This window comes from Comamonas sp. CAH-2 (assembly GCF_009668305.1).
GTDB lineage: Bacteria > Pseudomonadota > Gammaproteobacteria > Burkholderiales > Burkholderiaceae_C > Comamonas > Comamonas aquatica.
This window is the reverse complement of sequence record NZ_VSWF01000010.1, coordinates 81,107-105,322: the sequence shown is the minus strand read 5'-3', so window position 1 is coordinate 105,322 and position 24,216 is coordinate 81,107. Positions and strand designations below refer to the sequence as shown.

Annotated in this window: 21 protein-coding genes; 2 read left to right on the top strand and 19 right to left on the bottom strand. The window is 66.1% G+C overall.

Annotated elements, in window-relative coordinates:
* Both epsC and FYM52_RS08580 read right to left on the bottom strand, forming a co-directional pair.
* Window positions 1-928 (bottom strand): serine O-acetyltransferase EpsC (gene epsC, locus FYM52_RS08585; protein WP_154163769.1); only part of this gene is annotated, 928 nt, incomplete at its 3' end.
* 40 nt (window positions 929-968) lie between these two features.
* Complete coding sequence (locus FYM52_RS08580) at window positions 969-1,481, bottom strand: rhodanese-like domain-containing protein (RefSeq protein ID WP_154163768.1); 513 nt, start codon at window positions 1,479-1,481, stop codon at window positions 969-971.
* A 292-nt stretch (window positions 1,482-1,773) separates the two neighbouring features.
* Between FYM52_RS08580 and ppk2 the strand changes: the two genes are divergently transcribed.
* On the top strand, window positions 1,774-2,688 hold the full coding sequence (gene ppk2 / locus FYM52_RS08575; protein WP_154163767.1) for a polyphosphate kinase 2: 915 nt from the start codon (window positions 1,774-1,776) through the stop codon (window positions 2,686-2,688).
* 72 nt (window positions 2,689-2,760) lie between these two features.
* Here ppk2 and FYM52_RS08570 read toward each other — a convergent pair whose 3' ends face one another.
* The 3 genes from FYM52_RS08570 to FYM52_RS08560 form a co-directional block, all read right to left on the bottom strand.
* Entirely contained in the window at window positions 2,761-3,384 is a 624-nt protein-coding gene (locus FYM52_RS08570; protein ID WP_154163775.1) for a mechanosensitive ion channel family protein, read from the bottom strand.
* Between the two features lie 182 nt (window positions 3,385-3,566).
* On the bottom strand, window positions 3,567-5,114 hold the full coding sequence (gene lysS / locus FYM52_RS08565; RefSeq protein WP_154163766.1) for a lysine--tRNA ligase: 1,548 nt from the start codon (window positions 5,112-5,114) through the stop codon (window positions 3,567-3,569).
* A gap of 248 nt (window positions 5,115-5,362) precedes the next feature.
* Window positions 5,363-5,983: an LON peptidase substrate-binding domain-containing protein gene (locus FYM52_RS08560; RefSeq protein WP_043379070.1), complete on the bottom strand. Its 621-nt coding sequence runs from the start codon at window positions 5,981-5,983 to the stop codon at window positions 5,363-5,365.
* Between the two features lie 127 nt (window positions 5,984-6,110).
* Here FYM52_RS08560 and FYM52_RS08555 point away from each other — a divergent pair, with 127 nt between their 5' ends.
* On the top strand, window positions 6,111-6,677 hold the full coding sequence (locus FYM52_RS08555; RefSeq protein ID WP_154163765.1) for a YggT family protein: 567 nt from the start codon (window positions 6,111-6,113) through the stop codon (window positions 6,675-6,677).
* Between the two features lie 87 nt (window positions 6,678-6,764).
* Here FYM52_RS08555 and accD read toward each other — a convergent pair whose 3' ends face one another.
* The 14 genes from accD to dnaJ all read right to left on the bottom strand — a co-directional run bounded on the left by accD (window position 6,765) and on the right by dnaJ (window position 24,138).
* On the bottom strand, window positions 6,765-7,646 hold the full coding sequence (gene accD / locus FYM52_RS08550; RefSeq protein ID WP_042411272.1) for an acetyl-CoA carboxylase, carboxyltransferase subunit beta: 882 nt from the start codon (window positions 7,644-7,646) through the stop codon (window positions 6,765-6,767).
* Window positions 7,647-7,706: 60 nt separating this feature from the next.
* On the bottom strand, window positions 7,707-8,528 hold the full coding sequence (gene trpA / locus FYM52_RS08545; RefSeq protein WP_154163764.1) for a tryptophan synthase subunit alpha: 822 nt from the start codon (window positions 8,526-8,528) through the stop codon (window positions 7,707-7,709).
* Window positions 8,525-9,793 carry a tryptophan synthase subunit beta gene (gene trpB, locus FYM52_RS08540; protein ID WP_154163763.1) on the bottom strand — a complete coding sequence of 423 codons (1,269 nt, stop codon included), beginning with the start codon at window positions 9,791-9,793 and terminating at the stop codon, window positions 8,525-8,527. The genes trpA and trpB overlap by 4 nt, the downstream gene beginning before the upstream one ends.
* Complete coding sequence (locus FYM52_RS08535; protein ID WP_154163762.1) at window positions 9,793-10,518, bottom strand: phosphoribosylanthranilate isomerase; 726 nt, start codon at window positions 10,516-10,518, stop codon at window positions 9,793-9,795. The genes trpB and FYM52_RS08535 overlap by 1 nt, the downstream gene beginning before the upstream one ends.
* 35 nt (window positions 10,519-10,553) lie before the next feature.
* Entirely contained in the window at window positions 10,554-11,369 is an 816-nt protein-coding gene (gene truA / locus FYM52_RS08530; RefSeq protein WP_154163761.1) for a tRNA pseudouridine(38-40) synthase TruA, read from the bottom strand.
* Between the two features lie 49 nt (window positions 11,370-11,418).
* Complete coding sequence (locus FYM52_RS08525; RefSeq protein WP_154163760.1) at window positions 11,419-13,854, bottom strand: FimV/HubP family polar landmark protein; 2,436 nt, start codon at window positions 13,852-13,854, stop codon at window positions 11,419-11,421.
* A 401-nt stretch (window positions 13,855-14,255) separates the two neighbouring features.
* Window positions 14,256-15,368, bottom strand: a complete 1,113-nt coding sequence (gene asd, locus FYM52_RS08520) for an aspartate-semialdehyde dehydrogenase (protein WP_043379089.1) — start codon at window positions 15,366-15,368, stop codon at window positions 14,256-14,258.
* Window positions 15,369-15,748: 380 nt separating this feature from the next.
* Window positions 15,749-16,825, bottom strand: a complete 1,077-nt coding sequence (leuB, locus tag FYM52_RS08515; protein ID WP_042411254.1) for a 3-isopropylmalate dehydrogenase — start codon at window positions 16,823-16,825, stop codon at window positions 15,749-15,751.
* 125 nt (window positions 16,826-16,950) lie between these two features.
* A complete protein-coding gene (gene leuD / locus FYM52_RS08510; RefSeq protein WP_043379094.1) occupies window positions 16,951-17,607 on the bottom strand; it encodes a 3-isopropylmalate dehydratase small subunit in 657 nt (218 codons plus the stop codon).
* Between the two features lie 26 nt (window positions 17,608-17,633).
* On the bottom strand, window positions 17,634-17,759 hold the full coding sequence (locus FYM52_RS08505) for an entericidin A/B family lipoprotein (protein WP_042411248.1): 126 nt from the start codon (window positions 17,757-17,759) through the stop codon (window positions 17,634-17,636).
* A gap of 35 nt (window positions 17,760-17,794) precedes the next feature.
* Complete coding sequence (gene leuC, locus FYM52_RS08500; RefSeq protein WP_043379100.1) at window positions 17,795-19,216, bottom strand: 3-isopropylmalate dehydratase large subunit; 1,422 nt, start codon at window positions 19,214-19,216, stop codon at window positions 17,795-17,797.
* A 42-nt stretch (window positions 19,217-19,258) separates the two neighbouring features.
* The gene (locus FYM52_RS08495; protein ID WP_154163759.1) at window positions 19,259-20,200 is read right to left on the bottom strand and encodes a LysR family transcriptional regulator; all 942 of its coding nucleotides are present in this window, start codon (window positions 20,198-20,200) and stop codon (window positions 19,259-19,261) included.
* A gap of 291 nt (window positions 20,201-20,491) precedes the next feature.
* Window positions 20,492-22,603, bottom strand: coding sequence for a TonB-dependent receptor (locus tag FYM52_RS08490; protein ID WP_154163758.1), 2,112 nt, complete (start codon window positions 22,601-22,603; stop codon window positions 20,492-20,494).
* A gap of 395 nt (window positions 22,604-22,998) precedes the next feature.
* Window positions 22,999-24,138 (bottom strand): molecular chaperone DnaJ, encoded by a 1,140-nt coding sequence (gene dnaJ / locus FYM52_RS08485; RefSeq protein ID WP_042411237.1) that lies wholly within the window; start codon window positions 24,136-24,138, stop codon window positions 22,999-23,001.
* Window positions 24,139-24,216: the final 78 nt, after the last annotated feature.

Below are 24,216 nucleotides of genomic sequence, written 5' to 3'. Positions count from 1 at the left end.
CCGGTGCGGTGGCACCGGCGCCGTCACTGTGTTCCACGGCCTGGCGCAGGCTGGCCTGGCTGACATGGGCGCCGGCGGGCACGTCCTCGGTGATCCAGACATTGCCGCCGATGACCGCACCTTGGCCGATGGTCACCCGCCCCAGGATGGTGGCGCCGGCGTAGATCACCACGTCGTCCTCGACGATGGGGTGGCGTGCCCAGCCTTTTTGCAGGTGGCCCTGGGCATCCTTGGGAAAGCGCTTGGCGCCCAGGGTCACGGCCTGGTAGATGCGCACGTTCTGACCGAGGACGGCGGTCTCGCCGATCACTACGCCCGTGCCGTGGTCGATGAAGCAGCCGGGGCCGATCTGCGCACCGGGGTGGATGTCGATGCCCGTCTGCCCATGGGCCAGCTCGGCCACGATGCGCGCCAGCAGCGGCAGGTCCAGCCGGTAGAAGGCGTGGGCAATGCGGTGGTGGATGAGGGCCAGCACGCCGGGGTAGCTCAGCACCACCTCGTCCACGCTGCGCGCGGCCGGGTCGCCGTGGAAGGCGGCCAGCACGTCGGTGTCCAGCAACTGGCGCAGGCGGGGCAGCTGCTGTGCAAAGGCCTGCACCGTCTGCAGCGCCAGGGCGGAATGGTCCTTGGCCGCCGCGCCCGTGCTGCGGTGGCGGTAGTGCAGCTCGATCTGGGCCTGGGTCTGCAGAACCTGCAGTGCCGTGTCCAGCGTGTGGCCCACGTAGAAGTCTTCGCTGGCGTGGCGCAGGTCGGGCGGGCCCAGGCGCAGCGGGTAGAGCACACCTTTGAGTCCCTCCAGGGCCTGGGCTATCGCGGCGCGTGCGGGAAATTCGCGGTGGCCGGGGTCGGTGCGGTTCTGCTGCTCGCGCCAATGGTCGCGGACCTGGCGCAGTTGCTGGACGATGGTGCTGATATCGAAGGTGCTCATGGGGACAGTCCGGTGAAAGGGCGGAGGAGGGGCGTTCGTCCTAGTCCTGCACCCAGGGCAGGCCGTAAAAGCGCCAGCCATTGAAATGGCCGCGCTGCTGCAGCGCGTCGTGGTCGCCCTCAAAGCCTTCGCTGACATTGAAGACATGGGCCAGACCGGCCTTGGCCGCTTCCTGGGCCGCCAGGGCTGAGCGTTTGCCGCTGCGGCACAGCAGCAGCACGGGCAGCGGCTGGGGCTGCTTGGCGTGCAGGGCGGCCAGTTCGCGGGCAAAGCGCGGGTTGCGGGTCAGCGCCGTGCCGCTGGCCCAGGCCACATGGGCGCTGCCCGGCACCTGGCCGACGAACTTGCGTTCCTCGGCGGTGCGCACATCCACCAGCAGCGCCTGGCCTTGCTGCACCAGGGGCCAGGCCTGGAGCGGGGTCACGCTGCCGGCGTAGGGCAGACCTTGTGCCTGGGCCTGTGCCAGGGCCTGCTGCAGCACGGCAGGCAGTGCGGGGGGCTGCTGGGGGGCGACCGCAGCTGCGGTGAGGGTGTCGGTGGTAGCGTGTGTCATGGCGTGGCCTTTCGGTGCAATCCATCGCAGGAAGATGGCGATAGCCACCATCTTGCGAGCCGGTGGCGGGCGCTCCAACGAACAAAAATGGATGTGCTTGCGCGCAAAACGACTAAGGGCTGCGGGCCGTGTGCCGCTCGCCCGCGGTTGTGGCGTGCGGGCTGGGCTTGCCTGGCGATGGGGGCGCCCCGCAGACGCTGTGCGCAGCGCGTACCCGGTTGTCATCAAAGCGTCGCAGGCGGCGCGTAGCCTGTGTGGCAAAGCCACAAACGGCCAACCACGAAGGTGAGTGATGAATTGGGACAACCGAGAAGAACTGGTGCGCCGTATCGAGAGCGACCTGCTGGACAGCCTGGACGAAGAGCTGGAGATCGAGGACCGCACGGGCGTGCTGGGCGCCGTGCCGGGTATGGCAGAGGGGGCCCCCGAAAGCCATGCCCAGCGCGTGGCGTATTTCAAGGAGCTGTTCCGCCTGCAGGGCGAGCTGGTCAAGCTGCAGGACTGGGTGGCCTCCACCAAGCAAAAGGCCGTGATCCTGTTTGAGGGGCGCGATGCCGCCGGCAAGGGCGGCGTGATCAAGCGTATCACCCAGCGCCTGAACCCGCGCGTGTGCCGCGTGGTGGCGCTGCCGGCGCCCAACGACCGTGAACGCACGCAGTGGTACTTCCAGCGCTATGCGGTCCACCTGCCGGCCGCGGGCGAGATGGTGCTGTTCGACCGCAGCTGGTACAACCGCGCCGGCGTGGAGCGGGTGATGGGCTTCTGCTCGGACGACGAGTACGAGGAGTTTTTCCGCTCCGTGCCGGAGTTCGAGCGCATGCTGGTGCGCTCGGGCATCCGCGTGATCAAGTACTGGTTCTCCATCACCGACGAAGAGCAGCACCTGCGCTTTCTGGGGCGCATCCACGATCCGCTCAAGCAGTGGAAGCTTTCGCCCATGGACCTGGAGTCGCGCCGCCGCTGGGAGGACTACACCCGCGCCAAGGAGGTGATGCTGGAGCGCACCCACATCCCGGAGGCGCCGTGGTGGGTGGTGCCGGCCGACCACAAGAAGCAGGCGCGGCTCAATTGCATCCGCCACCTGCTGGCGCAGTTCGACTACAACGAGGTGCCCCGGCCCGAAACCAGCCTGCCGGAGCGGGTGCGCCATGCGGATTACATCCGCCATCCGGTGCCCGCCAGCATGCTGGTGCCGCAGCTGTATTGAGCCACACGCCCCCGGGGCATGAAAAAAGCCCTGGTGCGGTGCAGCAGGGCTGGGGCCAGGGGCGCCGGTGCGTCAGGGGAAGCTGGCGCTCTTGGGGGCTGGGGCAGGTTCGGCCGCTTCCGGGGCCGGCACCTGCGCGGCGGGCCTGTGCAGCTTGTCCTCGGGCAAGGGGGTGCCCATGCGCCAGCGGCGCACCACGCGCTGGAAGATCAGCGAGTTGGGGATCTGGATCAGCGTGCCGGGGATGGGCGCGGTGGCATCTTCCAGCGTGGTGTAGAGCAGGTTGATGTCGATCACGCGGCCCAGGGCGCCGGGCTTCTCGGCCGTGTCCAGCACCTCGATGTGGTCGCCCACGCGGAAGGGGCCGACGGTGAAGATCAGGAAGGCGCAAAACAGGTTGGACAGCACGCTCCAGGCGGCAAAGAATGCCACGGCGCCCACGGTGGCAAAGCCGGTGAAGGCCGACCACAGCACGCTGGCCGAGACGCCCATGCGCTCCAGGATCAGCAGCACGGAGCCCGCAATGATGAGCCAGCGCACCACGGTGTGGATGGGCATCAGCAGCTCGTTCGGGAACTCGTAGTGGTCGCTGGCGCGCTGGATGACGCGCTTGAACAGGCGGTGCAGCAGCCAGGCCACCAGCACGATGAGCAGGATCTGCAGCACAGGAATGGCGATTTCCAGCCAGTCCTGCATCCAGGCAGGCAGGCGGGTACGCAGGCCAGAAATACGGTCGATCAGGGTCACGGTCGGTAAATTCAAAGCGGTGTTCTTCTTCCGATACTAACGAAGCGGGGTCCATGCCCCTGCACTTGGGGGCATGGCAGAAATCAAAAGGGACCCGCAGGTCCCTTGGAAAGAGGCTGGATCGCGGAGGATCAAGCGTGTTCGCGGCGCAGGGCGGGGAACAGGATCACGTCGCGGATGCTGGCGCTGTCGGTCAGCAGCATCAGCAGGCGGTCGATACCGATGCCGCAACCGCCGGTGGGGGGCATGCCGTATTCCAGGGCGCGCACGAAGTCGTGGTCGAAGTACATGGCTTCGTCGTCGCCACCGTCCTTGGCTTCCACCTGGGCATTGAAGCGCGCGGCCTGGTCTTCGGCGTCGTTCAGCTCGGAGAAACCGTTGCCGAATTCACGGCCGGTGATGTACAGCTCAAAGCGCTCGGTCACTTCGGGGCGCTCGTCGTTGGCGCGCGCCAGCGGCGAGATTTCGGTGGGGTGCTCCATGATGAAGGTGGGGTTCCACAGCTTCTCTTCGACCACTTCCTCGAAGTACAGCACCTGCAGGCTGGCCAGCGAGCGGCTGGACAGCTTGTCCTTCTCCTCGTTCATGCCCAGCTTCTTCAGCGCGTTGGTCAGCCAGTCGCGGTTGGTCACGTTGTCACCGGCTTCGGTGTACTTGACGATGGCTTCGGGGATGGTCAGGCGCTCAAACGGCTTGGTCAGGTCCACGGGCTTGCCACCGTAGGTGCACTCCAGCGTGCCCACGGCCTTCATGGCGGCGTCGCGCACCAGCTGTTCGGTGTAGTCCATCAGGTCCTGGTAGTTCCAGTAGGCCGCGTAGAACTCCATCATGGTGAACTCGGGGTTGTGGCGCACCGACACCCCTTCGTTGCGGAAGTTGCGGTTGATCTCGAACACGCGTTCAAAGCCACCGACGATCAGGCGCTTGAGGTACAGCTCGGGCGCAATGCGCAGGTACATCTCCTGGTCCAGCGCATTGTGGTGTGTGACGAAGGGCTTGGCGTTGGCACCACCGGGGATGGGGTGCAGCATGGGCGTTTCGACTTCCAGGAAGCCATGTTGCACCATGAAGTCGCGGATGCCGGCCACGGCCTTGCTGCGGGCCACGAAGCGCTTGCGGGCGTCTTCGTTCATCATCAGGTCAACGTAGCGCTGGCGCACCTTCTGCTCGGGGTCGGCCATGCCATGGAACTTGTCGGGCATGGGGCGCAGGCTCTTGGTCAGCAGGCGGATGCGCGTGGCCTTGATCGACAGCTCGCCGGTCTTGGTCTTCATCAGTTGGCCTTCGACGGCGATGATGTCGCCCAGGTCCCACTTCTTGAAGTCGGCGTAGACCTCTTCGCCCACGGCGTCGCGGGTGATGTAGGCCTGGATGCGGCCGGTGGCGTCCTGCACGGTGGCAAAGCTGGCCTTGCCCATGACGCGCTTGAGCATCATGCGGCCGCCGACGGAGACGGTGATGGCTTCGGTGTCCAGCGCCTCGGCTTCCTTGCTGCCATGGGCCTCGACCAGCGGCAGGGCACGGTCGGAGGGCTTGAAGTCGTTGGGGAAGGCCACGCCACCGTGGGCCTTGACGGACTCGCGCAAGGCTTTCAGTTTTTCGCGGCGCTCAGCAATCAGTTTGTTTTCGTCTTGGGGGGCAGCGACTTCTGCCTCGGGGGAGTTGTGTTGTTCAGACATGGATGAGCGCAGCGCAAAGGCTGAGGAAACAAGCCAAAACCGGAGATTTTAGTTTTTTTGCGCCCGATCGGCAGGCCGGCGTGGGAATCTCTGTGAATCCGCTGAACGCCCGGGGGCGATGGGGCGCGGTGCTTGCAGAAAAAGAGCGGCAAGCGGTTGATTTGTATGGGTTTGCATGCAAATATATTGAAGATGGCCTGTCCATCTGCGCCTGCAGCTATGGTTTTGTGCAGCCGGCGCGCCGGACCTCAGGGCGTGATGCCGGCGCGCTCCAGCGTGTCGGCCACCAGCTCCAGGCGCACCAGGGGGCTGTCCAGCTCCAGCAGGCACAGCTGCAGCTTGCGCTCCATGGGCAGCAGTTCGCACCAGCGGTTGGCCACCCAGCCGCAGTCGGCGAACTGGGCGTCGGTGGCGCCTTCCAGGTGGTTTTGCGGAATCTTCTGCAGCACCAGGCGCAAGGTCGTGGCCGTATGGCGCAGGTAGGAGGGGATGGGGATGGTGTGGTCGGCGGGCAGCAGCTCCACGTCGGCCACCCACAGGCCCAGTGGCAGCTTGCGTGCCGTGGCGATGTGAAAGCGCTCCCGGCCGCTGCAGTGCAGCAGCTCCAGTCCGGTGCTCAGCGGTGACAGCGAGTCGATGGCGGCAATCGTGCCGGTGGCATAGAAGGTTTCGGGCGGCAGGTGGGGCTGGTGGATTTCCTGTCCGCTCAGCAGCGTGACCACGCCGAAGGGCGCACCGGCTTCGCGGCAGCCGTGCACCATGTTGCGGTAGCGGGCCTCAAACACCCGCAATGGCAGGTGACCGCCGGGAAACAGCACCGCATGCAGGGGAAACAGCGGTAGCGAAATGAGCGTTAACGGCGAGGTCATGGCTGCATGCGGTGATTCTGCTGGCTATGATGGCCGCCAGTGCCTGCCGGTGGGCGTAGGCTGACAACGCGCGGACCTGCATGTGGGATATGGTTGTGCGCGTAGTTCTTCAACCTTTGTGATCTCCATGATTGTTCAAATTCTTCAATTCCTGCTGGAGGTCGTCAGCGGCCTGATCGCTGGCGCCTGCTTGCTGCGCCTGTACATGCAGGCGCAGCGCATTCCATTCAACAACCCGGTGGGGCAATTGGTGTTCGCACTGTCCGACTGGATCGTGATGCCGCTGCGCAAGATCATCCCTAGCCGCAGCCAGTACGACCTGTCGAGCCTGGTGGCCGCGGTGCTGGTGATGTTGGTGCAGTACGTGCTGCTGTGGCTGCTGCTGGGCGCGAATGGCAACCCCGGCCTGGTGCCCGTGCTGGCGCTGTTCGGCCTGCTGCGCATGGTGCTGACCGGGCTGATCGGCATCCTGATCGTCTATGCCATCCTGTCCTGGGTGCAGCCGCACTCGCCGATTGCCGGCATCCTGCACCGCCTGAGCGAACCCTTGCTGCGGCCACTGCGCAAGCTGATTCCCTTGATCGGCGGGGTGGACCTGTCGGCCTTGGTGGCCATCATCGCCCTGCAGGTGCTGCTGATGGTGCTGGGCAATGTGCAGTTTGGCGTGCTGGCCAGCATGGCCACCGGCGGCTGAGGCGGCACGCCATGGCCCCGGCCTGCGTGCCGGCATGAAAAAAGGCTCCCGGTCGGGAGCCTTTTTGTTGGGTGCACAGCCGCTGGATCAGTCCTGCACCACGGCATCTGCCGGCAGGCGCTGCAGCATGGCCAGGGTGCTGGCCACGGTGTCGCGCAGCTCGCGGCGGTCGACGATCATGTCCACGGCACCCTTTTCCTTGAGGAACTCGGACCGCTGGAAGCCCTCGGGCAGCTTCACGCGCACGGTGGTTTCGATCACGCGGGGGCCGGCAAAGCCGATCAGCGCCTTGGGCTCGGCCATCACGATGTCACCCACGAAGGCGAAGCCGGCCGACACGCCGCCCATGGTGGGGTCGGTCAGCACGGAGATGTAGGGCAGTCCCTTTTGTGCCAGGCGGGTCAGCGCGGCATTGGTCTTGGCCATCTGCATCAGGGACAGCAGGCCTTCTTGCATGCGGGCGCCGCCGGTGGCGGTGAAGCACAGGAAGGGCACCTTCTGGGCGATGGCAGTTTCCACGCCGCGCACGAAGCGCTCGCCGACCACGGAGCCCATGGAGCCGCCCATGAAGTCGAACTCGAAGCAGGCGGCCACCAGCTCGATGCCCTTGACGGTGCCGCCCATGACGATCAGCGCGTCGGTCTCGCCCGTGTTTTCCAGGGCTTCCTTCAGGCGTTGGGGGTACTTGCGGCTGTCCTGGAACTTCAGGGCGTCGACGGGGATGACTTCCTGGCCGATTTCATAGCGGCCTTCGCCGTCCAGGAAATGGTTCAGGCGCGCGCGCGCGCCGATGCGGTGGTGGTGGCCACAGGTGGGGCACACGTTCTGGTTGCTTTCCAGATCGGTCTTGTAGAGCACCGATTCGCAGCTGGGGCACTTGACCCACAGGCCCTCGGGGATCTGCTGTTGGCGATCCTTGGGTTCGGTTTGCTGAATTTTGGCAGGCAGAAGTTTTTCGAGCCAGGACATACGGTTTCCTCTTCAAGGCGATCGGGCAGCGGGCCGGTGCGGCGGCCGCCCGGGGTCGCATTATGCGTCCATCGCTTTGCGCACGCCGCGCAGAAAGTCGATGGTCAGCGGGACAATCTTTTCGTGGGGTTGATCTTCCAGCAGCTGGATGATCTTGCTGCCGATGATGGCAGCGTCGGCCATCTGGGCCACCGCGTGGGCCGTCTGGCCGTCACGGATGCCAAATCCCACGCCGACCGGGATGTGCACGTGCTGCTTGATGCGCGGCAGCATCTCGCCCACAGCGTCCAGGTCCAGCGCGTTGGAGCCGGTCACCCCCTTGAGCGAGACGTAGTACACATAGCCGCTGGCCACACGGGCCACCTGCTGCATGCGTTCGTCGGTGCTGGTGGGGGCCAGCAGGAAGATCTGGTCCATGCCCTTGGCACGCAGCTTGGCGGCAAAGGCTTCGCTTTCTTCCGGTGGGTAGTCCACGACCAGCACGCCATCCACGCCGGCTTCGGCGGCATCGTTGACGAAGGCGTCCGTGCCGTGCATCTGATCGTAGCGCTCCACCGGGTTGGCATAGCCCATCAGCACCACAGGGGTGGTGTGGTTCTTCTGGCGGAACTCGCGCACATAGGCCAGCACGTGCTTGAGGCCCACGCCATTGGCAATCGCGCGGTCACCGGCCTTCTGGATCACCGGGCCATCGGCCATGGGGTCCGAGAACGGCACGCCCAGCTCGATGATGTCCGAGCCGGCTTCCACCATGCCGTGCATCAGCGAGGGCGTGATGGCGGCGAACGGGTAGCCGGCCGTGACGAAGGGGATGAGGGCCTTGCGGCCTTCCTGGTTCAGTTTTTCGAAAGTGGCAGCAATTCTGGATGGTTGCGGGCTCATGCAGCGGGCCCTCCCTTGACGGTCAGACCGCGCATCGATGGGCGGTCATAAAAATCCACGCCCGACAGATCGGCCACGGTGCCGATGTCCTTGTCCCCCCGGCCTGACAGGTTGACCAGGATGGATTGTTCGGGCTTCATGGTCTTGGCCAGCTTCATGGCATAGGCCACAGCATGGCTGGACTCCAGCGCGGGGATGATGCCTTCAACGCGGCACAGGTAGTGGAAGGCTTCCAGCGCTTCCTTGTCGGTGATGCCCACGTACTGGGCACGGCCGATCTCCTGCAGCCAGGCGTGTTCGGGCCCCACGCCAGGGTAGTCCAGGCCGGCGCTGATGGAGTGGGTCTCCAGCACCTGGCCGTTCTCGTCCTGCATGATGAAGGTGCGGTTGCCGTGCAGCACGCCCGCGCTGCCCTTTTGCAGCGAGGCCGAGTGCTTGCCGGTGTCCAGGCCTTCGCCCGCAGCTTCCACGCCGATCAGCTGGGTGTTCTCGAACGGGATGTAGGGGTAGAAGATGCCCATGGCGTTGGAGCCGCCGCCCACGCAGGCGACAACGGCATCGGGTTGCTCACCGGCCATCTTCAGTTCCTTGAAGATCTCGGGCATCTGCGTCAGGCACTCTTCGCCGATCACGCTCTGGAAATCACGCACCATGGCGGGGTAGGGAGCCGGTCCGGCCACCGTGCCGATGATGTAGAAGGTGTTGTCGACGTTGGCCACCCAGTCGCGCATGGCTTCGTTCAGCGCATCCTTGAGGGTCTTGGAGCCCGACTCCACAGGCACCACGGTGGCGCCCAGCAGTTTCATGCGGTAGACGTTGGGGCTTTGGCGCTTGACGTCCTCGGCACCCATGTAGACCACGCACTCCAGGCCGTAGCGCGCGCAGATGGTGGCCGTGGCCACCCCGTGCTGGCCCGCGCCGGTCTCGGCAATGATGCGCGGTTTGCCCATGCGCTTGGCCAGCATGGCCTGACCGATCACGTTGTTGATCTTGTGCGCGCCAGTGTGGTTCAGGTCTTCGCGCTTCAGATAGATCTGTGCGCCGCCCATCTCCTGGGACATGCGCGCGGCATGGTAGACGGGTGAGGGACGGCCGACGAAATGCACCAGCTCGGAGCGGAATTCGGCGACGAAGGCCGGGTCGTGCTGGTACTTGGCATAGGCGTCACGCAGCTCGGCCAGGGCGTGGGTCAGCGTCTCGCTGGCGAAACTGCCGCCATAGGGGCCAAAGTGACCGTGGGCATCGGGATAGGAATATTCGTACATCAGGATTGGGGGGCAATGGGTGCATCGGCAGCACGCACGGCTGCAACGAAGCGTTGAATCTTTTCAGCATCCTTGACGCCCTTGAGCGGCGTGCCGTCAGGGCGGGTGGCTTCGACGCCGGAGCTGACATCAACTGCCAAAGACAGGCAGCGGGGTCGTACCAGACGGATGCCATCGGTCACGTTTGCAGGCGTAAGCCCACCAGACAAGACGAGGTGAGCGTTGACGCTTGTTGGAAGGAGTGACCAATTGAATGCTTTGCCTGCACCACCGTAGCCGTCCACATGGGCGTCCAACAGAATGGCCTGGGCCTGAGAGTATTGATGGGCGTATTTTACGAGGTCAAAGTCCCCGGCGTCATCCCCAAGGGGTATGCGCGCCGCCCGCAGGTAGCGGTGGCGCCCCTGGTCCGTGGCGTCCGCACACGCGGCCGGGCTCTCGTCGCCGTGAAACTGCAGCAGCGCGTGGGGAATGGCGGCCAGCGCGGCGGCGATCTCGGCCGCCGTGGCGTTGACGAACAGCAGCACCGGGGTGACGAAGGGGGGCAGGCGCCGTGCCAGCTCGGCCGCACGCGCCAGGCTCACGGCGCGTGGGCTGGGGGCGTAGAGCACAAAACCCAGGGCGTCCACGCCGGCGGCGACTGCTGCGTCGACATCGGCTTCGCGGGTCAGGCCGCAGACCTTGATGCGGGTGCGTGAAATAGGAGCGTTCAGCGCTTGATCCATAAGGGTTTCATGCGAATTGGGCGTGGAGTTGATGCTCAGGGCAGCCAGTCGAAGCCGGGCACACGGTCGGGCAGTTGCCACTGCGGATCGTACACAGGCCCCAGGAAGTACAGGCCATGCGGTGCAAACGTCGGCGCTGCGGCGTCGCGCGAGCGCGCTGCCAGCACCTGGGCCATCCATTCGGGCGGGTGCGAGCCCTGGCCGATGTAGACCAGGCAGCCCATGATGTTGCGCACCATGTGGTGCAGGAAGGCGTTGCCCTCGAACTCGAAGCGCCAGTAGCAGCATTCCATCTCGCGGTGCTGGGCCGAGGCCACGGCGCGGCGCGTGATGTCGATGCGGTGCAGGGTCTTGACCGGTGTCAGGGCTTGGCAGGCAGAGGCGCGGAACGAGGTGAAATCATGCTCGCCAATCAGGCAGGACGCGGCCTGGCGCATGGCCTCGCCATCGAGCGGGTTGAACACCCAGCCCACCCGCCCGGCTTCCACACTGGGGCGCACCGGCGACTGCAGCAGCACATAGGCGTAGCGCCGCGCCGTGGCACAGGCGCGGCTGTGGAAGGCGTCGGGCACGGCCCGCGCCCACTGCACGGCAATGTCGGGGGGCAGGAAGGTGTTGGTGCCGCGCACCCAGGCGGTTTCTGGTCGCTGCAATGCGGTGTCGAAGTGTACCACCTGCATCAGCCCGTGCACCCCGGCATCGGTGCGGCCGGCACACAAGGTGGATACGCCCTGAGTAGCAAAGCGGCCCAGGGCCGCTTCGAGTTTGTCTTGAACGGTGTTGCCGTTCGGCTGGCTTTGCCAGCCGTTGTAGGCCTGGCCGTTGTAGCTCACGCCCAGGGCTATGCGCATGGCGGCTCCCAGGCCAGCGGCCGGGCCGCTTCAGAAAAAATACGGTGCATCAATCAAGTTCGGACAGCATCTTCTGGGCACGGTCCTTGAGCGGGCCGCTGGCTTCGGCCAGCACTTCCTCGATCAAGGCCCGGGCGCCTTCGCTGTCGCCGATGGAGTTGAATTCCTGGGCCAAGTCCAGCTTGGTCGACAGGGGGTCGTCCGCGGCATTGTGCACGGCTTGGGGCTGGGCTGCAGGCGCGGCGTCGGTGCCCAAATCCAGATCCAGGGAACCCAGGTCGAATTCCAGGTCCTGCGGCACCGCCGGTGCGGGGGCAGGCTCGGCGGCCGTGCCGGCAGACGCAGCGGTGTCGGGGGATGGGCTGTCCAGGTCAAAGTCCAGTCCAGCACCCAGATCCGTTTCGACGTCCTGGGCGGCGGGTGGTGGGGTGTCCGCTGCAGGCGCAGGCACGTCAAAGCCGGACAGGTCCAGATCCAGGCCGTCCAAGCCCTGGCGGCTGTCTTCGCCGATGACAGTGTCCTGCACCAGGGTGGGTGGGTCCTCGACAGCGGGAGGGGCTGTCACGTCGAGCTGGCTGTCCAGGGGCGAGGGCAGCTCCAGCGCCGCAAAGTCGTCGTCCGACGGTGGTTGCGCCGTCGGGACATCCGCCACGGCGGGGGTATTGGCGGTGATCAAGCCCTCGGGCAGGTCCAGGTTGAGGTCCAGATCCCGGAGATCGGGCGTGTTCGCTGCTGTTGCCGCAGCCACCGCGCCCGCCGCCGCCACGGGTGTGGCGAGCTCGGGCTTGGCCGCATTCAAGGCCGCGGCAAACGAGGAGGCGGGCTTGCTGCCAGCGGCCGAGGCACCGGTGTCGGCGCCGGCAAAGAAGGTGTTGGTGGGGTCCAAGCTGCGGCCCATTTCCACCACGCGCTGCCATTCGGGGTCCTGGGGCTGGCTGACGGGCTGCATGCCCCGGGCCGTGTTCTCCAGGGCCTTGATGTCATGGCGCTTGACGTAGATTTCCGCCAGCTTCAGATGGATGGACAGGCGCTCGGGCTGGTTGCGCAGCGCTTCCTTGAGGATTTCCTCGGCCTGCACGTCCCGGCCATAGGCCAGGTAGACATCGGCCTCGGCCACGGGATCGACATCGCCGCCGCCATCGAGCTGGCTGGGCGAGTAGGCCATGGTGGTGGCGCTGCCCTCGGCATTGCTGGTGTCGACCTGCTGGCCGCCGCTGCCGCCGAAGAACGAATCGGGCTGCAACTGGCTGTCGCCCAGCGCGGGGTCCTCGGATTTGGACTGGGCACGGCGGCGTTTCCAGGCGGTATAGCCCAGCAGGCCCAGCAGCAGTGCCACGGCGGCGCCCCCGGCGGGGACCAGCGGATTGTCCAGCAGCTCGTCGGTGAGGGAGGCTTCGGCCAAGGGCGCTGCCGGCGCGACCGCTGGCTTGGGGGCCGGCTGGGCCGCTGCCTGGGGGGGCGGTGCGTCGCTGGCCGCAGGTGGTGTGGCTTCGGGGGCCTTGTCGCCACTGGCGGGGGGCGTCTCGGGGGCGGCTGCCGTGACCGCGGGGTTGCTGGCAGCGACCTCCACGCCCGGGGTGGCGGTTGTGCTGGCGGGCTGTTCGCCCGCAGCGGGTGCTGGCGCTGCGGCAGGGACGGCGGGTTTGGCCGCGGCGTTGTTCTGGGCCAGTTCGTTGAGCTCGGCCAGATTGCGCTGCAGCTCATTGAGGCGGTTGCTCTGATCTTCGGCCTGCTTCTGGATGGCCATCTTTTCTTCGGCGGCCGCGCTTTGGACGGCGCCCTTGGACAGGGTCAGCTTGTCCGGCGTGGCCGCGGCGGCGCTGGCATCCTCGACGTGGGCCTGGACCTGGCCACCGGAGCTGCGGTCGGCTGCCTGTACGGTCGCTTGCGGGGCCTTGGAGGCCAGGCTGCGGCGGTAGGTGTTGAAGTCACGGCTTTGCGCGGCGACGATCTGGCGTGCCTCGCTGGCGGAGGTCTCCAGCGCCTGTTCGCGGCTGGGCATCTGCACCACGGCTCCGGCGCGGATGCGGTTGACGTTGCCGTTGATGAATGCCTTGGGGTTGCTGCGCAGCATGGCCACCAGCATCTGGTCCAGCAGCAGGGTGTAGGTGCGCACCAGATTGCCGGTGCTCCACTGCGAGTCGATCACCAGGTCGACAAACGGCTCATTGATCGGGGTGTTGCTGCTCAGGCGCAGGCTGGCCGTGCCATCGGGGTTGCGCTGCAGGCTGACCTGCACACTGCGGGCGGCGCTGCTGTAGTCCATACCCTGGGCACGGAAGACCTCGGGGGCGGCGATCTGCACGCTCAGGCTGTTGATTTCCGCCGCGGTGATCTGCGGGATCGCGATCTCCGCGCGCAGGTTTTCACCCAACGCCGATTGGATGCGGATGGGACCCAGCGCCAGGGCTGCGGCATCGGTGGGGGCAAGGGCCACAGAAACAAAGGCCGCGGCGGCCAGGGCTGAAAGTTTCCAACGATGCATGTTTGCAGTCACGTTCAAAAGGTGTTGTGCCGCTGCGGTGGCAGCAAGTATGGGGAGGGGCGCGCCCGGGCGTAGGCACTTGCGAACGACCTTAGCAGCATTGCCAGGGGCAGACAAGCGCGCACAACGCACGGGAATCCAAGCCTTTTCCAGGCTTCGCTGGGGCTGGACGCCATTATGGCAAGCCCTTGCCCCGGATGGCCGGCCCCCGCGCGCGATTGTCCGGCTGCCTGGGATTTTCGGCGGGTGGCCCGTGCGCCCGTGGATTGGCGCAGTGAATTGTTAAGCAATGTTGTCGCGGCGACACAGCCACACCCGGGCGCGCCGGGGGCGGCACAGGCGCTGCGGCCACAAAAAAGGGAAGCCATGTGGCTTCCCTGGGTGCTGGGCAGGCGCCGTGCTTAACGTGCCAGCAGGATGCGCAGCATGCGGCGCAGCGGTTCGGCCGCGCCCCACAGCAGCTGGTCACCGATCACGAAGGCCGACACGTACTCGGGGCCCATGTTCAGCTTGCGCACGCGGCCCACGGCCACTTCCAGGCCGCCGGTGGTGGCGGCGGGGGTCAGCTGCTGCACGGTCTCGGCGCGGTCGTTGGCCACGAACTTGACCCAGGGGTTGCCGCCCTTGATCAGCGCTTCGATCTCTGCCAGGGGCAGGTCCTTCTTCAGCTTCAGGGTCAAAGCCAGCGAGTGGCAGCGCATCGCGCCGATGCGCACGCACAGGCCGTCGACGGGGATGGTGGCGGCGGTGCCCAGGATCTTGTTGACCTCGGCCTGGCCCTTCCATTCTTCCTTGGACTGGCCGTTGGGCAGCTGCACGTCGATCCAGGGGATCAGGCCACCGGCCAAGGGCGCACCGAAGAACTCGGTGGGCACGTCTTCACGGATGGTGGTGGCCACCTTGCGGTCGATGTCCAGGATGGCGGACGCGGGCGTGGCCAGCTCATCAGCCACGGCGGCGTGCACCACGCCCATGCCCTTGAGCAGCTCGCGCATGTGGTTGGCGCCGCCGCCCGATGCGGCCTGGTAGGTCATGGAGGAGACCCACTCCACCAGACCGGCCTTGAACAGACCGCCCAGGCCCATCAGCAGGATGGAGTTGGTGCAGTTGCCGCCGATCCAGTTCTTGCCGCCGGCGGCCAGCTTGGCCTGGATCAGGTCGTCGTTGACGGGGTCCAGCACGATGACGGCGTCGTCTTCCATGCGCAGCGAGGAGGCCGCGTCGATCCAGTGGCCGTTCCAGCCAGCCGCGCGGATCTTGGGGAAGACTTCCTTGGTGTAGTCACCGCCCTGGCAGGTGATGATGATGTCGCACTTGGCCAGCTCGGCGATGTCGTTGGCATCCTTGAGCTGGGTGTGCACCGTGGCCATGGCCGGGGCCTTGCCGCCGGCGTTGGAGGTGGAGAAGAACACGGGATCGATCAGATCGAAGTCACCTTCGGCCTGCATGCGGTCCATCAGCACCGAGCCGACCATGCCGCGCCAGCCCACCAAACCTACCAATTGCTTGCTCATTTGAAACGCCCTTCCGAGTTGCGAAAACAGATGTGAATGTGCTCAATCCTGCTTTCCGGGCCCGGCTCGTCTGGCCGGGAGAGGGCGCGCGACGAACCGGGCTGGGTCAGCCTTTGATCGTCGTAATGGTTGTCGCGCGCACGGCCACACCTGCCAGCAAGGCAGCGTTGTGAGAGGCAGTGGGGGAGTGGGCGGCAAACATAAGATGTGGATTGTAGCTGAACTAATGCGGGTTTAGAGAAACTAATCTCTGCCCTCCGCAGGGTTTTGGGTTTCGCATTGTGGCGCTGAAACCCGGTGCACCGGCCATGAAATTTTCTGTAGGTGCATGAGTTTGCCTGAACCGCCGCACCCCGGGCGCGGCGGTTCAGGGCGTGGACTCAGACCGCGGCCAGGGCTGCGACCACGGCATCGCCCATTTCGCGGGTGGAGACCTTGGTCGTGCCTTCGCTGTAGATGTCGGCGGTGCGCAGGCCATCGGCCAGCACCTTTTGCACGGCGGCCTCGATCTTCTGCGCGGCGGCTTCCTGGCCCAGGCTGAAGCGCAGCATCATGGCGGCCGACAGGATGGTGGCCAGGGGGTTGGCGATGCCCTTGCCGGCGATGTCGGGGGCCGAACCGTGGCTGGGCTCGTACAGGCCTTGCTTCTTGTCGTTGAGGCTGGCGCTGGGCAGCATGCCGATGGAGCCGGTCAGCATGGAGGCTTCGTCGGACAGGATGTCGCCGAACATGTTGCCGGTGACCACCACGTCAAAGCGCTTGGGTTCCTTGACCAGCTGCATGGCGGCGTTGTCCACGTACATGTGGTCCAGGGCCACGTCGGGGTACTGCTGGCCGACTTCGGTGACCACGTCCTTCCACAGCTGGAAGGTTTCCAGCACGTTGGCCTTGTCCACGCTGGTGACCTTCTTGCCGCGCTTTTGCGCGGCCTGGAAGGCGACGTGGGCGATGCGCTCGATCTCGGGGCGCGAGTAGCGCATGGTGTCGAAGGCTTCCTCGGTGCCGGGGAAGTGGCCGTCGGTGGCCACGCGGCGCCCGCGCGGTTGGCCGAAGTAGATGTCGCCGGTCAGCTCGCGGATGATGAGGATGTCCAGGCCGGCCACCAGCTCGGGCTTGAGGCTGGAGGCGTGGGTCAGTTCCTTGTAGCAGATGGCGGGGCGGAAGTTGGCGAACAGGCCCAGGGCCTTGCGCAGGCCGAGGATGGCCTGCTCGGGGCGCAGGGGGCGGTCCAGCGTGTCGTACTTCCAGTCGCCCACGGCGCCGAACAGGATGGCGTCGGCTTCCTGGGCCAGCTTCAGCGTGGCCGGGGGCAGGGGGTGGCCGGCGGCTTCGTAGGCGGCGCCGCCCACGGGGGCGGATTCCATCTCGATGTCCAGGTCCAGGGCGTTGAGCACCTTCACGGCTTCGGCAACGATTTCGGGGCCGATGCCATCGCCGGGCAAGACTGCAATTTTCATGGTGTTCCTCGAAGTTTTGAGAGCTGCTTGCGCACGTATTGCAAGGGTTTCAAATAGAAAAGCCTCTGAAACCCTTGTATAGCGTGCGCTGTCAGCTCATTGATTTATAGATGTTGGGAAACGGGTCAGCCCTGGACCAGGCTGCGCGACAGCCAGGGCTTTTGTGCCAGGCGTTCGGCTTCGAAGGCCTTGATCTTGTCGGCGTGGCGCATGGTCAGGCCGATGTCGTCAAAGCCGTTGAGCAGGCAGTACTTGCGGAAGGGAATCACGTCGAACGGGATTTCCTCGCCCTGGGGGCGCACGATGACCTGGCGCTCCAGGTCGATGGTCAGCTCGTAACCGGGGAAGGCCTGCACTTCGTGGAACAGCAGGTCGATCGTGGCCTCGGGCAGCACGATGGGCAGCAGGCCGTTCTTGAAGCTGTTGTTGAAGAAGATGTCGGCAAAGCTGGGCGCCAGGATGGCGCGGAAGCCGTACTGGTCCAGTGCCCAGGGCGCGTGCTCGCGGCTGGAGCCGCAGCCGAAGTTCTTGCGCGTCAGCAGGATGCTGGCACCCTTGTAGCGCGGCTGGTTGAGCACGAAGTCGGGGTTGGGCTTGCGCTGGTCTTCGGGCACGCCGGGCTGGCCGGGCTGGTCCAGGTAGCGCCATTCGTCAAAGGCGTTGGCGCCAAAGCCGGTCTTCTTGATCGACTTCAGGAACTGCTTGGGAATGATGGCGTCGGTGTCGACGTTCTCGCGGTCCATGGGGGCCACCAGGCCCTGGTGGATGGTGAATTTTTGCATGGCGTTCGAATCGGTGGGGTGGCAGATCAGCGGGCGGCGCGCTCAATGGCATTGCCGGCTTTTTGCACGTCCTGGCCAATGCCCTGGACGGTGTTACAGGCTGCCAGCGTGAAGGCCAGGCCGAGCAAAAGAATCGTGAAGGAAGGCTTCATGAGGATCTCCGTGTCTCGTGGCATCTGGGGCGGACTCAGGCGAACTTGCGGATGTCCACGAAGTGGCCGTGGATGGCCGCGGCCGCGGCCATGGCCGGGCTGACCAGGTGGGTGCGACCACCCGCACCCTGGCGGCCTTCGAAGTTGCGGTTCGAGGTGGAGGCGCAGCGCTCGCCGGGTTCCAGGCGGTCGGCGTTCATGGCCAGGCACATGGAGCAACCGGGTTCGCGCCATTCAAAGCCGGCGGCCTTGAAGATCACGTCCAGGCCTTCGCGCTCGGCCTGTTCCTTGACCAGGCCGGAGCCGGGCACGACCATGGCCAGCTTGATGTTCTTGGCCACCTTCTGGCCCAGCTTCTTGACCACAGCGGCGGCTTCGCGCATGTCCTCGATGCGGCTGTTGGTGCACGAGCCGATGAACACCTTGTCGACGAAGATGTCGTTCAGCGGCTTGCCGGGCTCCAGCGCCATGTAGGTCAGCGCGCGCTCTATGGCACCGCGCTTGTTGGGGTCCTTTTCCTTGTCGGGATCGGGCACGGTGGCGTCCACGCCCAGCACCATCTCGGGGCTGGTGCCCCAGGTGACCTGGGGCACGATGTCGGCGGCGTTCAGCTCGACCACGTGGTCGAACTGGGCGTCGGCGTCGGAGTGCAGCGTCTTCCAGTAGGCGACGGCGGCCTCCCATTCCGCACCGGTGGGCGCCAGGGGGCGGCCCTTGACGTACTGGATGGTCTTGTCGTCCACGGCCACCAGGCCGGCGCGGGCGCCGCCCTCGATGGCCATGTTGCACACGGTCATGCGGCCTTCCATGGACAGGTCGCGGATGGCCTGGCCGGCAAACTCGATGGTGTAGCCCGTGCCGCCGGCGGTGCCGATCTTGCCGATGATGGCTAGCACGATGTCCTTGGCGGTCACGCCGGGCGCGACCTTGCCGTTGACCTGCACCAGCATGTTCTTGGCCTTCTTGGCCAGCAGGGTCTGGGTCGCCATGACGTGCTCGACCTCGGAGGTGCCGATGCCGTGGGCCAGCGCGCCGAAGGCGCCGTGGGTGGAGGTGTGGCTGTCGCCGCAGACCACGGTCATGCCGGGCAGGGTGGCGCCCTGCTCGGGGCCCATCACGTGGACGATGCCCTGGCCCTTGTCCATGAAGGGGAAGAAGGCGGCTGCGCCGAATTCGGCGATGTTGGTGTTCAGCGTGGTGATCTGTTCCTTGCTGATCGGGTCTTCGATGCCGTCGTAGCCGCGCTCCCAGCCGGTGGTGGGGGTGTTGTGGTCGGCCGTGGCGACCACGGAGTTGATGCGCCACAGCTTGCGACCGGCCAGGCGCAGGCCTTCGAAGGCCTGCGGGCTGGTGACTTCGTGCACCAGGTGGCGGTCGATGTAGAGGATGGAGGTGCCGTCTTCCTCGGTGTGGATGACGTGCTCGTCAAAAATCTTGTCGTAAAGGGTGCGTCCCATGGTGTTCTCTTCTCGTGGGTAGGGAGGTTGTCTCTCGAAATTTTAGGCAGCGGGTTTGGGGGCAGGCTCCCAGCCTTTGCCGAGGTGTTCCACCAGCAACCGCGATGTCACCGGCAGGGCCTCGAAGTCGCGGGCCACCAGGCTCAGGGTGCGCTGTGCCCAGGCGTCGGTCAGGGTCACGCTCTTCAGGTGCCCGACGCCGTGCATGAGCTCGAACGCCCGGTCGGGGATCAGGCCGATGCCCAGGCCGTTGTCGATCATGCGGCACATGGCGTCCAGGCTCGTGACCTGGATGCGCTGGTGCAGGGGGTGGCCGGAGCGTGCGGCCGCGCCGCGCATGGCCAGGCTGATGGAGCTGCCGCCCTGCAGGCCGACGATGTCCCATTCCAGCACTTCCTCGAAGCTGATGGCTTCGCGCTGGGCCAGGGCGTGGGCCTCGGGCATGACCACCACCAGGCGGTCGGTGCGGTAGGGGCGGGTCTGCAGGCCGTTGGTGTTGGCCTGGCCCATGTTGCAGATGCCGAGGTCGGCCGTGCCTTCGTGCACCGCCTGCAGCACGTCGGCCGACAGGTGTTCCTGTAGGTCGATCTTGATCTGCGGGTGCTCCTTGCTGAAGGCGCCCAGGTCCTCGGGCAGGAACTGCACGATGGCCGAGATGGTGGCGTGCACGCGCACATGGCCGCGCACGCCGTCGGCGTATTCGGACAGCTCGCCCTGCATGCGCTCCAGCCCGTACAGCACGTTGCGGGCGTGGTGCAGCAGGCTTTCGCCGGCGGGCGTCAGCGTCACGCCGCGGCTGTGGCGGTACAGCAGTGCGGTGTCGACGGCGGCCTCCAGGTCGGACAGGCGCTTGCTGACGGCAGACGCGGCGATGTATTCACGTTCGGCGGCACGACCAATGCTGCCAAGCTCGCACACAGCCACAAACAGCTGCAACGAGGTCAGGTCGATACGGCGGGCAAAACTGCGCTCGGAATTCTTCATGGCGGGGCACACTTATCAAGTCTTCTCATTTTGAGAAGTTGAAGCGATTTTCTCACCATGTTCAGCGCTTTGGCATCGCGCAATGCGAAGACTTTGGCTATTGTTGTGCCAATCAAGCCATCGTGTTTCGCGATGGTTTGCGTGCCGGAACCCAGAATCAGGAGCTGCTGGCGCGCGATTTCAGGGCTTTTGCAGTGGATTGGGCATGGAGATGCCCGAAAACACAGCGGCACCAGCTCCTGATTCAGAAGCGGGTGCCGCGGTTAGGTGCCCCGATGGCCGGGGCGTGCTTTAGAAGTTGTAGCGCAAGCTGACGCCGGTGGCCCAGTTGCGGCCCGGTGCGCTTTCGTAATAGCGACTGTTGCCGTCATTGACGATGACCGATCCCACGTACTGGCGGTCGAACAGGTTGTCCACCCGCGCAAAGGCGTTCAGCGTCCAGTCGCCGAGCTGGCGGGTGTAGCCCACGCTGGCCGAGGCGATGGTGAAGGCCGGCGCGGCTTCGCTGTTGGCATCGTTCACGTACACCTTGCCGGCGTGCTGGGCCGACACGCCCAGGCGCCAGGCTGGGGCGGGGCGGTAGTTCAGGCCCACGAACAGGTGCTGCTTGGACAGGCCGGGCAGCATGCGGCCCGCGAACTCGCCTTCGCGGAACTCGGCATTCAGGTAGGTGTAGGCGGCCTGCAGCGCCCACTGGCGTGCCAGGCGCACATCGGCTTGCAACTCGGCGCCGTAGCGGCGGGTGGTGCCAGCGTTGCGGAAGGTGGTGCGCCCGCCCGTGCCCCCGGCGCTGACGATCTCGTCGTCGGTCCGGCTGTGGAACACGGCCGCGCTCCACAGACCCTGGACGCGGCCTGCCAGGCGCTGGCGCCAGCCCAGTTCGTACTGGGTGCTGACGCTGGGCTGTAGCGCCAGGTTCAGGCCACCGGTGCCGTCGGGGCGGTAGGACAGCTCGGCAAAGGTGGGGGTTTCAAAACCGCGGCCGGCACTGGCGTAGACCGTGGCGTCGGGTGTGACCTGGTGGGACAGTGCCACCACCGGCAGGGCCTGGTGGTGCGTGACCGTGCCCGAGTCGTCGGGGTTGCCGGGGCGCAGGTAATGGTCGTCCGACACGAACTTCACGCGGCTGTAGCGCAGGCCGGTGTCCAGGCTCCAGGCCGGGGCCAGCTGCCAGGTGGCCTGGATGTAGGGGTCGACGTTGGTGATGGTGTTTTTCTCGTCGCGGCGCAGTGCACCCTGCACCCCCAGGGTGCTGCCGACAAAGTTCTCATAGCCCTGGCGGTCTTCGTCCACCCGGTCCACGGCCAGGCCGGCCGTCACGGTGACGGGCACCGGTGCGTCGCTGAACCTGCCGGTCCAGCGGGCGTCCACGCCGGCGTAGTTGCGCGACATGTCGATCACGCCCCCGGCATGGCCGGCAGCGGCCTGGGTGGCAGCCGGAATCGACTGGTACTGCGCCATGCTGCGGTGGCCGGCATAGGCCGTCAGGGCCACGCTGTGCATGCCGTCCAGGCGGCGTTCATAGGTGGCGCCCACCTGGGTTTGCTGCAGCGATTTGCGGGTGTTGAAGCTTTCGGCCACGGCAGCGCCGTTGTCGGCCCGGTAGGAGGCGCGGCGCGGGGCCGCCTGGTACTGCGCCCAGGTCAGGCCCTGGGGGTCCTGCGCGTCAGAGGCCATGGTGTTGGCCACCAGGGTCAGCCGGGCATCGTCGCCCAGCGCGGTGCTCAGCTTGGCATTCGCCACGTTGCGGTCGGCGGCGCTGTGGTCGCGCCAGCCGTCGGTCATGAAGCGGCTGGCACTGACGACATAGCTCAGGCCTTGTGCCGTCTGGCCGCCGGCCTTGGCCGACAGGCGCTGCTGGCCGTCGCTGCCAAAGCTCACGCCGCCTTCCACAAAGGGCCGCCCCTCGGGCGTTTCGGTGAACAGGCTGACCACGCCGCCGGCGGAGTTACCGTACAGCGCCGAGTAGGGGCCGCGCAGCACTTCCACGCGCTCCAGGCTGGCGATGTCGATGTGCGACAGCGAGCCCTGGCCGTCGGGCATGGTGGCGGGAATGCCATCCACATACAGGCGCACGCCGCGCACGCCGAAGGTGGAGCGGGCGCCGTAGCCGCGCACTGACAGTTGCAGGTCCTGGGCGTAGTTCTGGCGGTTCTTGATCTGCAGGCCGGGCACGCCGGCCAGTCCTTCGGACAGGTTGACCTGCAGCTGGCGGTCACGCAGCTGCTCGCCATCGAGCACCGTGGCCGAGGTGGGCAGGGCCTGCAGGCTGGGGGTGCCGGGGGCGGAGCGTACTTCGACCGCCTCCAGCGTAGGGGCCTCGGTCTGGGCGTGGGCCGACGCGGCCAGGCCGGTGAGCAGGAGGGCGAGGGCGGGTGGCCGGCAGGTGGCGGTGACTGGCATGCGGAAATTAGAAATTTGTATGGACAAAAAAGTACATAAACTTTTTCTAATGCTAAAGGCGGGCGTGATGGCGGGCAGGGAAGGTGGCAAGAACCCCCATCTGCGCCGCAGCTTTTGGGGGCCCCGCTGGCGAGGATGCGCCGGGTTGCGTGGCGCTGTCTGTCGGTGGGGGGGCGAATTTTTCCGGGCGTGCGGTGGCCGGTGTGTGGCTCGCAGGCGGTCGCAGTGGGGCTGCGGACATCGGGGCGCAGCGGTCGGCGCTCAGCATGAAGCACGCTAGAGGCATCCAGTCCAGGCTGCATCAGCGCAAGCAGCTATGAATGGGGGAGCGCTGCTTGCAGCAGCTACAGCATGAAAAAGGCCCGCGACGGCGGGCCTGGATGGGGTGTGCTGGATCAGCTGAAGAAGCGCTTGAGCTTGTCGGTCCAGCCTTCGCCGCTGGGCGAATGCTTGGCGCCGCCTTTTTTCAGCGACTCTTCCAGCTCGCGCAGCAGCTTGCGCTGGTACTCGGTCAGCTTGACCGGCGTTTCCACCACGATGTGGCAGTACAGGTCGCCGGGGTAGCTGGAGCGCACGCCCTTGATGCCCTTGCCGCGCAGGCGGAACTGCTTGCCCGCTTGCGTGCCTTCGGGGATGTCGATCGCCGCCTTGCCTTGCAGCGTGGGCACTTCGATCTCGCCCCCCAGGGCGGCCGTGATGAAGCTCACCGGCACCTGGCAGTGCAGATCATCACCATCGCGCTCGAAGATGTCGTGTTCGCGGATGCGGATCTCGATGTACAGGTCGCCCGGAGGGCCGCCGTTCATGCCGGGCTCGCCGTTGCCGGTGGAGCGGATGCGCATGCCGTCGTCGATGCCGGCGGGGATCTTCACTTCCAGCGTCTTCTGGCGCTTGATCTTGCCCTGGCCGCTGCAGGTGGTGCAGGGCTCGGGAATGATCTTGCCCGTGCCGCGGCAGTGGGGGCAGGTCTGCTGCACGCTGAAGAAGCCCTGGCGCATCTGCACCGAGCCATTGCCACCGCAGGTGGTGCAGGTCTTGGGGCTGGTGCCGGGCTTGGCGCCGCTGCCGTGGCAGGTGTCGCAGTTGTCCCAGCTGGGGATGCGGATCTGGGCGTCCTTGCCCTTGGCCGCTTCTTCCAGAGAAATTTCCAGGGAATAGCTCAGGTCATTGCCGCGGTACACCTGGCGGCCACCGCGTGGGCCGCCCGCGCGGCCGCCGCTGAACATGTCGCCAAAGATGTCGCCAAAGGCTTCGGCAAAACCGCCGCCGCCAAAGCCTTCACCGCCGCCCATGCCCCGGTTGGGATCGACGCCAGCATGGCCGTACTGGTCGTAGGCCGCGCGCTTTTGGCTGTCCGAGAGCATTTCGTAGGCCTCCTTGACCTCCTTGAACTGCTCTTCGGCCTGCTTCGCCTTGTCACCCTGGTTGCGGTCCGGGTGGTACTTCATGGCCAGCTTGCGGTAGGCCTTTTTGATCTCATCGTCCGAGGCCGTCTTGGCGACGCCGAGGACTTCGTAATAGTCGCGTTTGGACATGGTTGCTACAGCCAATAAAAAACAGGAACGCCGCGCAAGACCCCATCAGCTGGGGCGGCGCGGCGGCAAGCGGTCAGG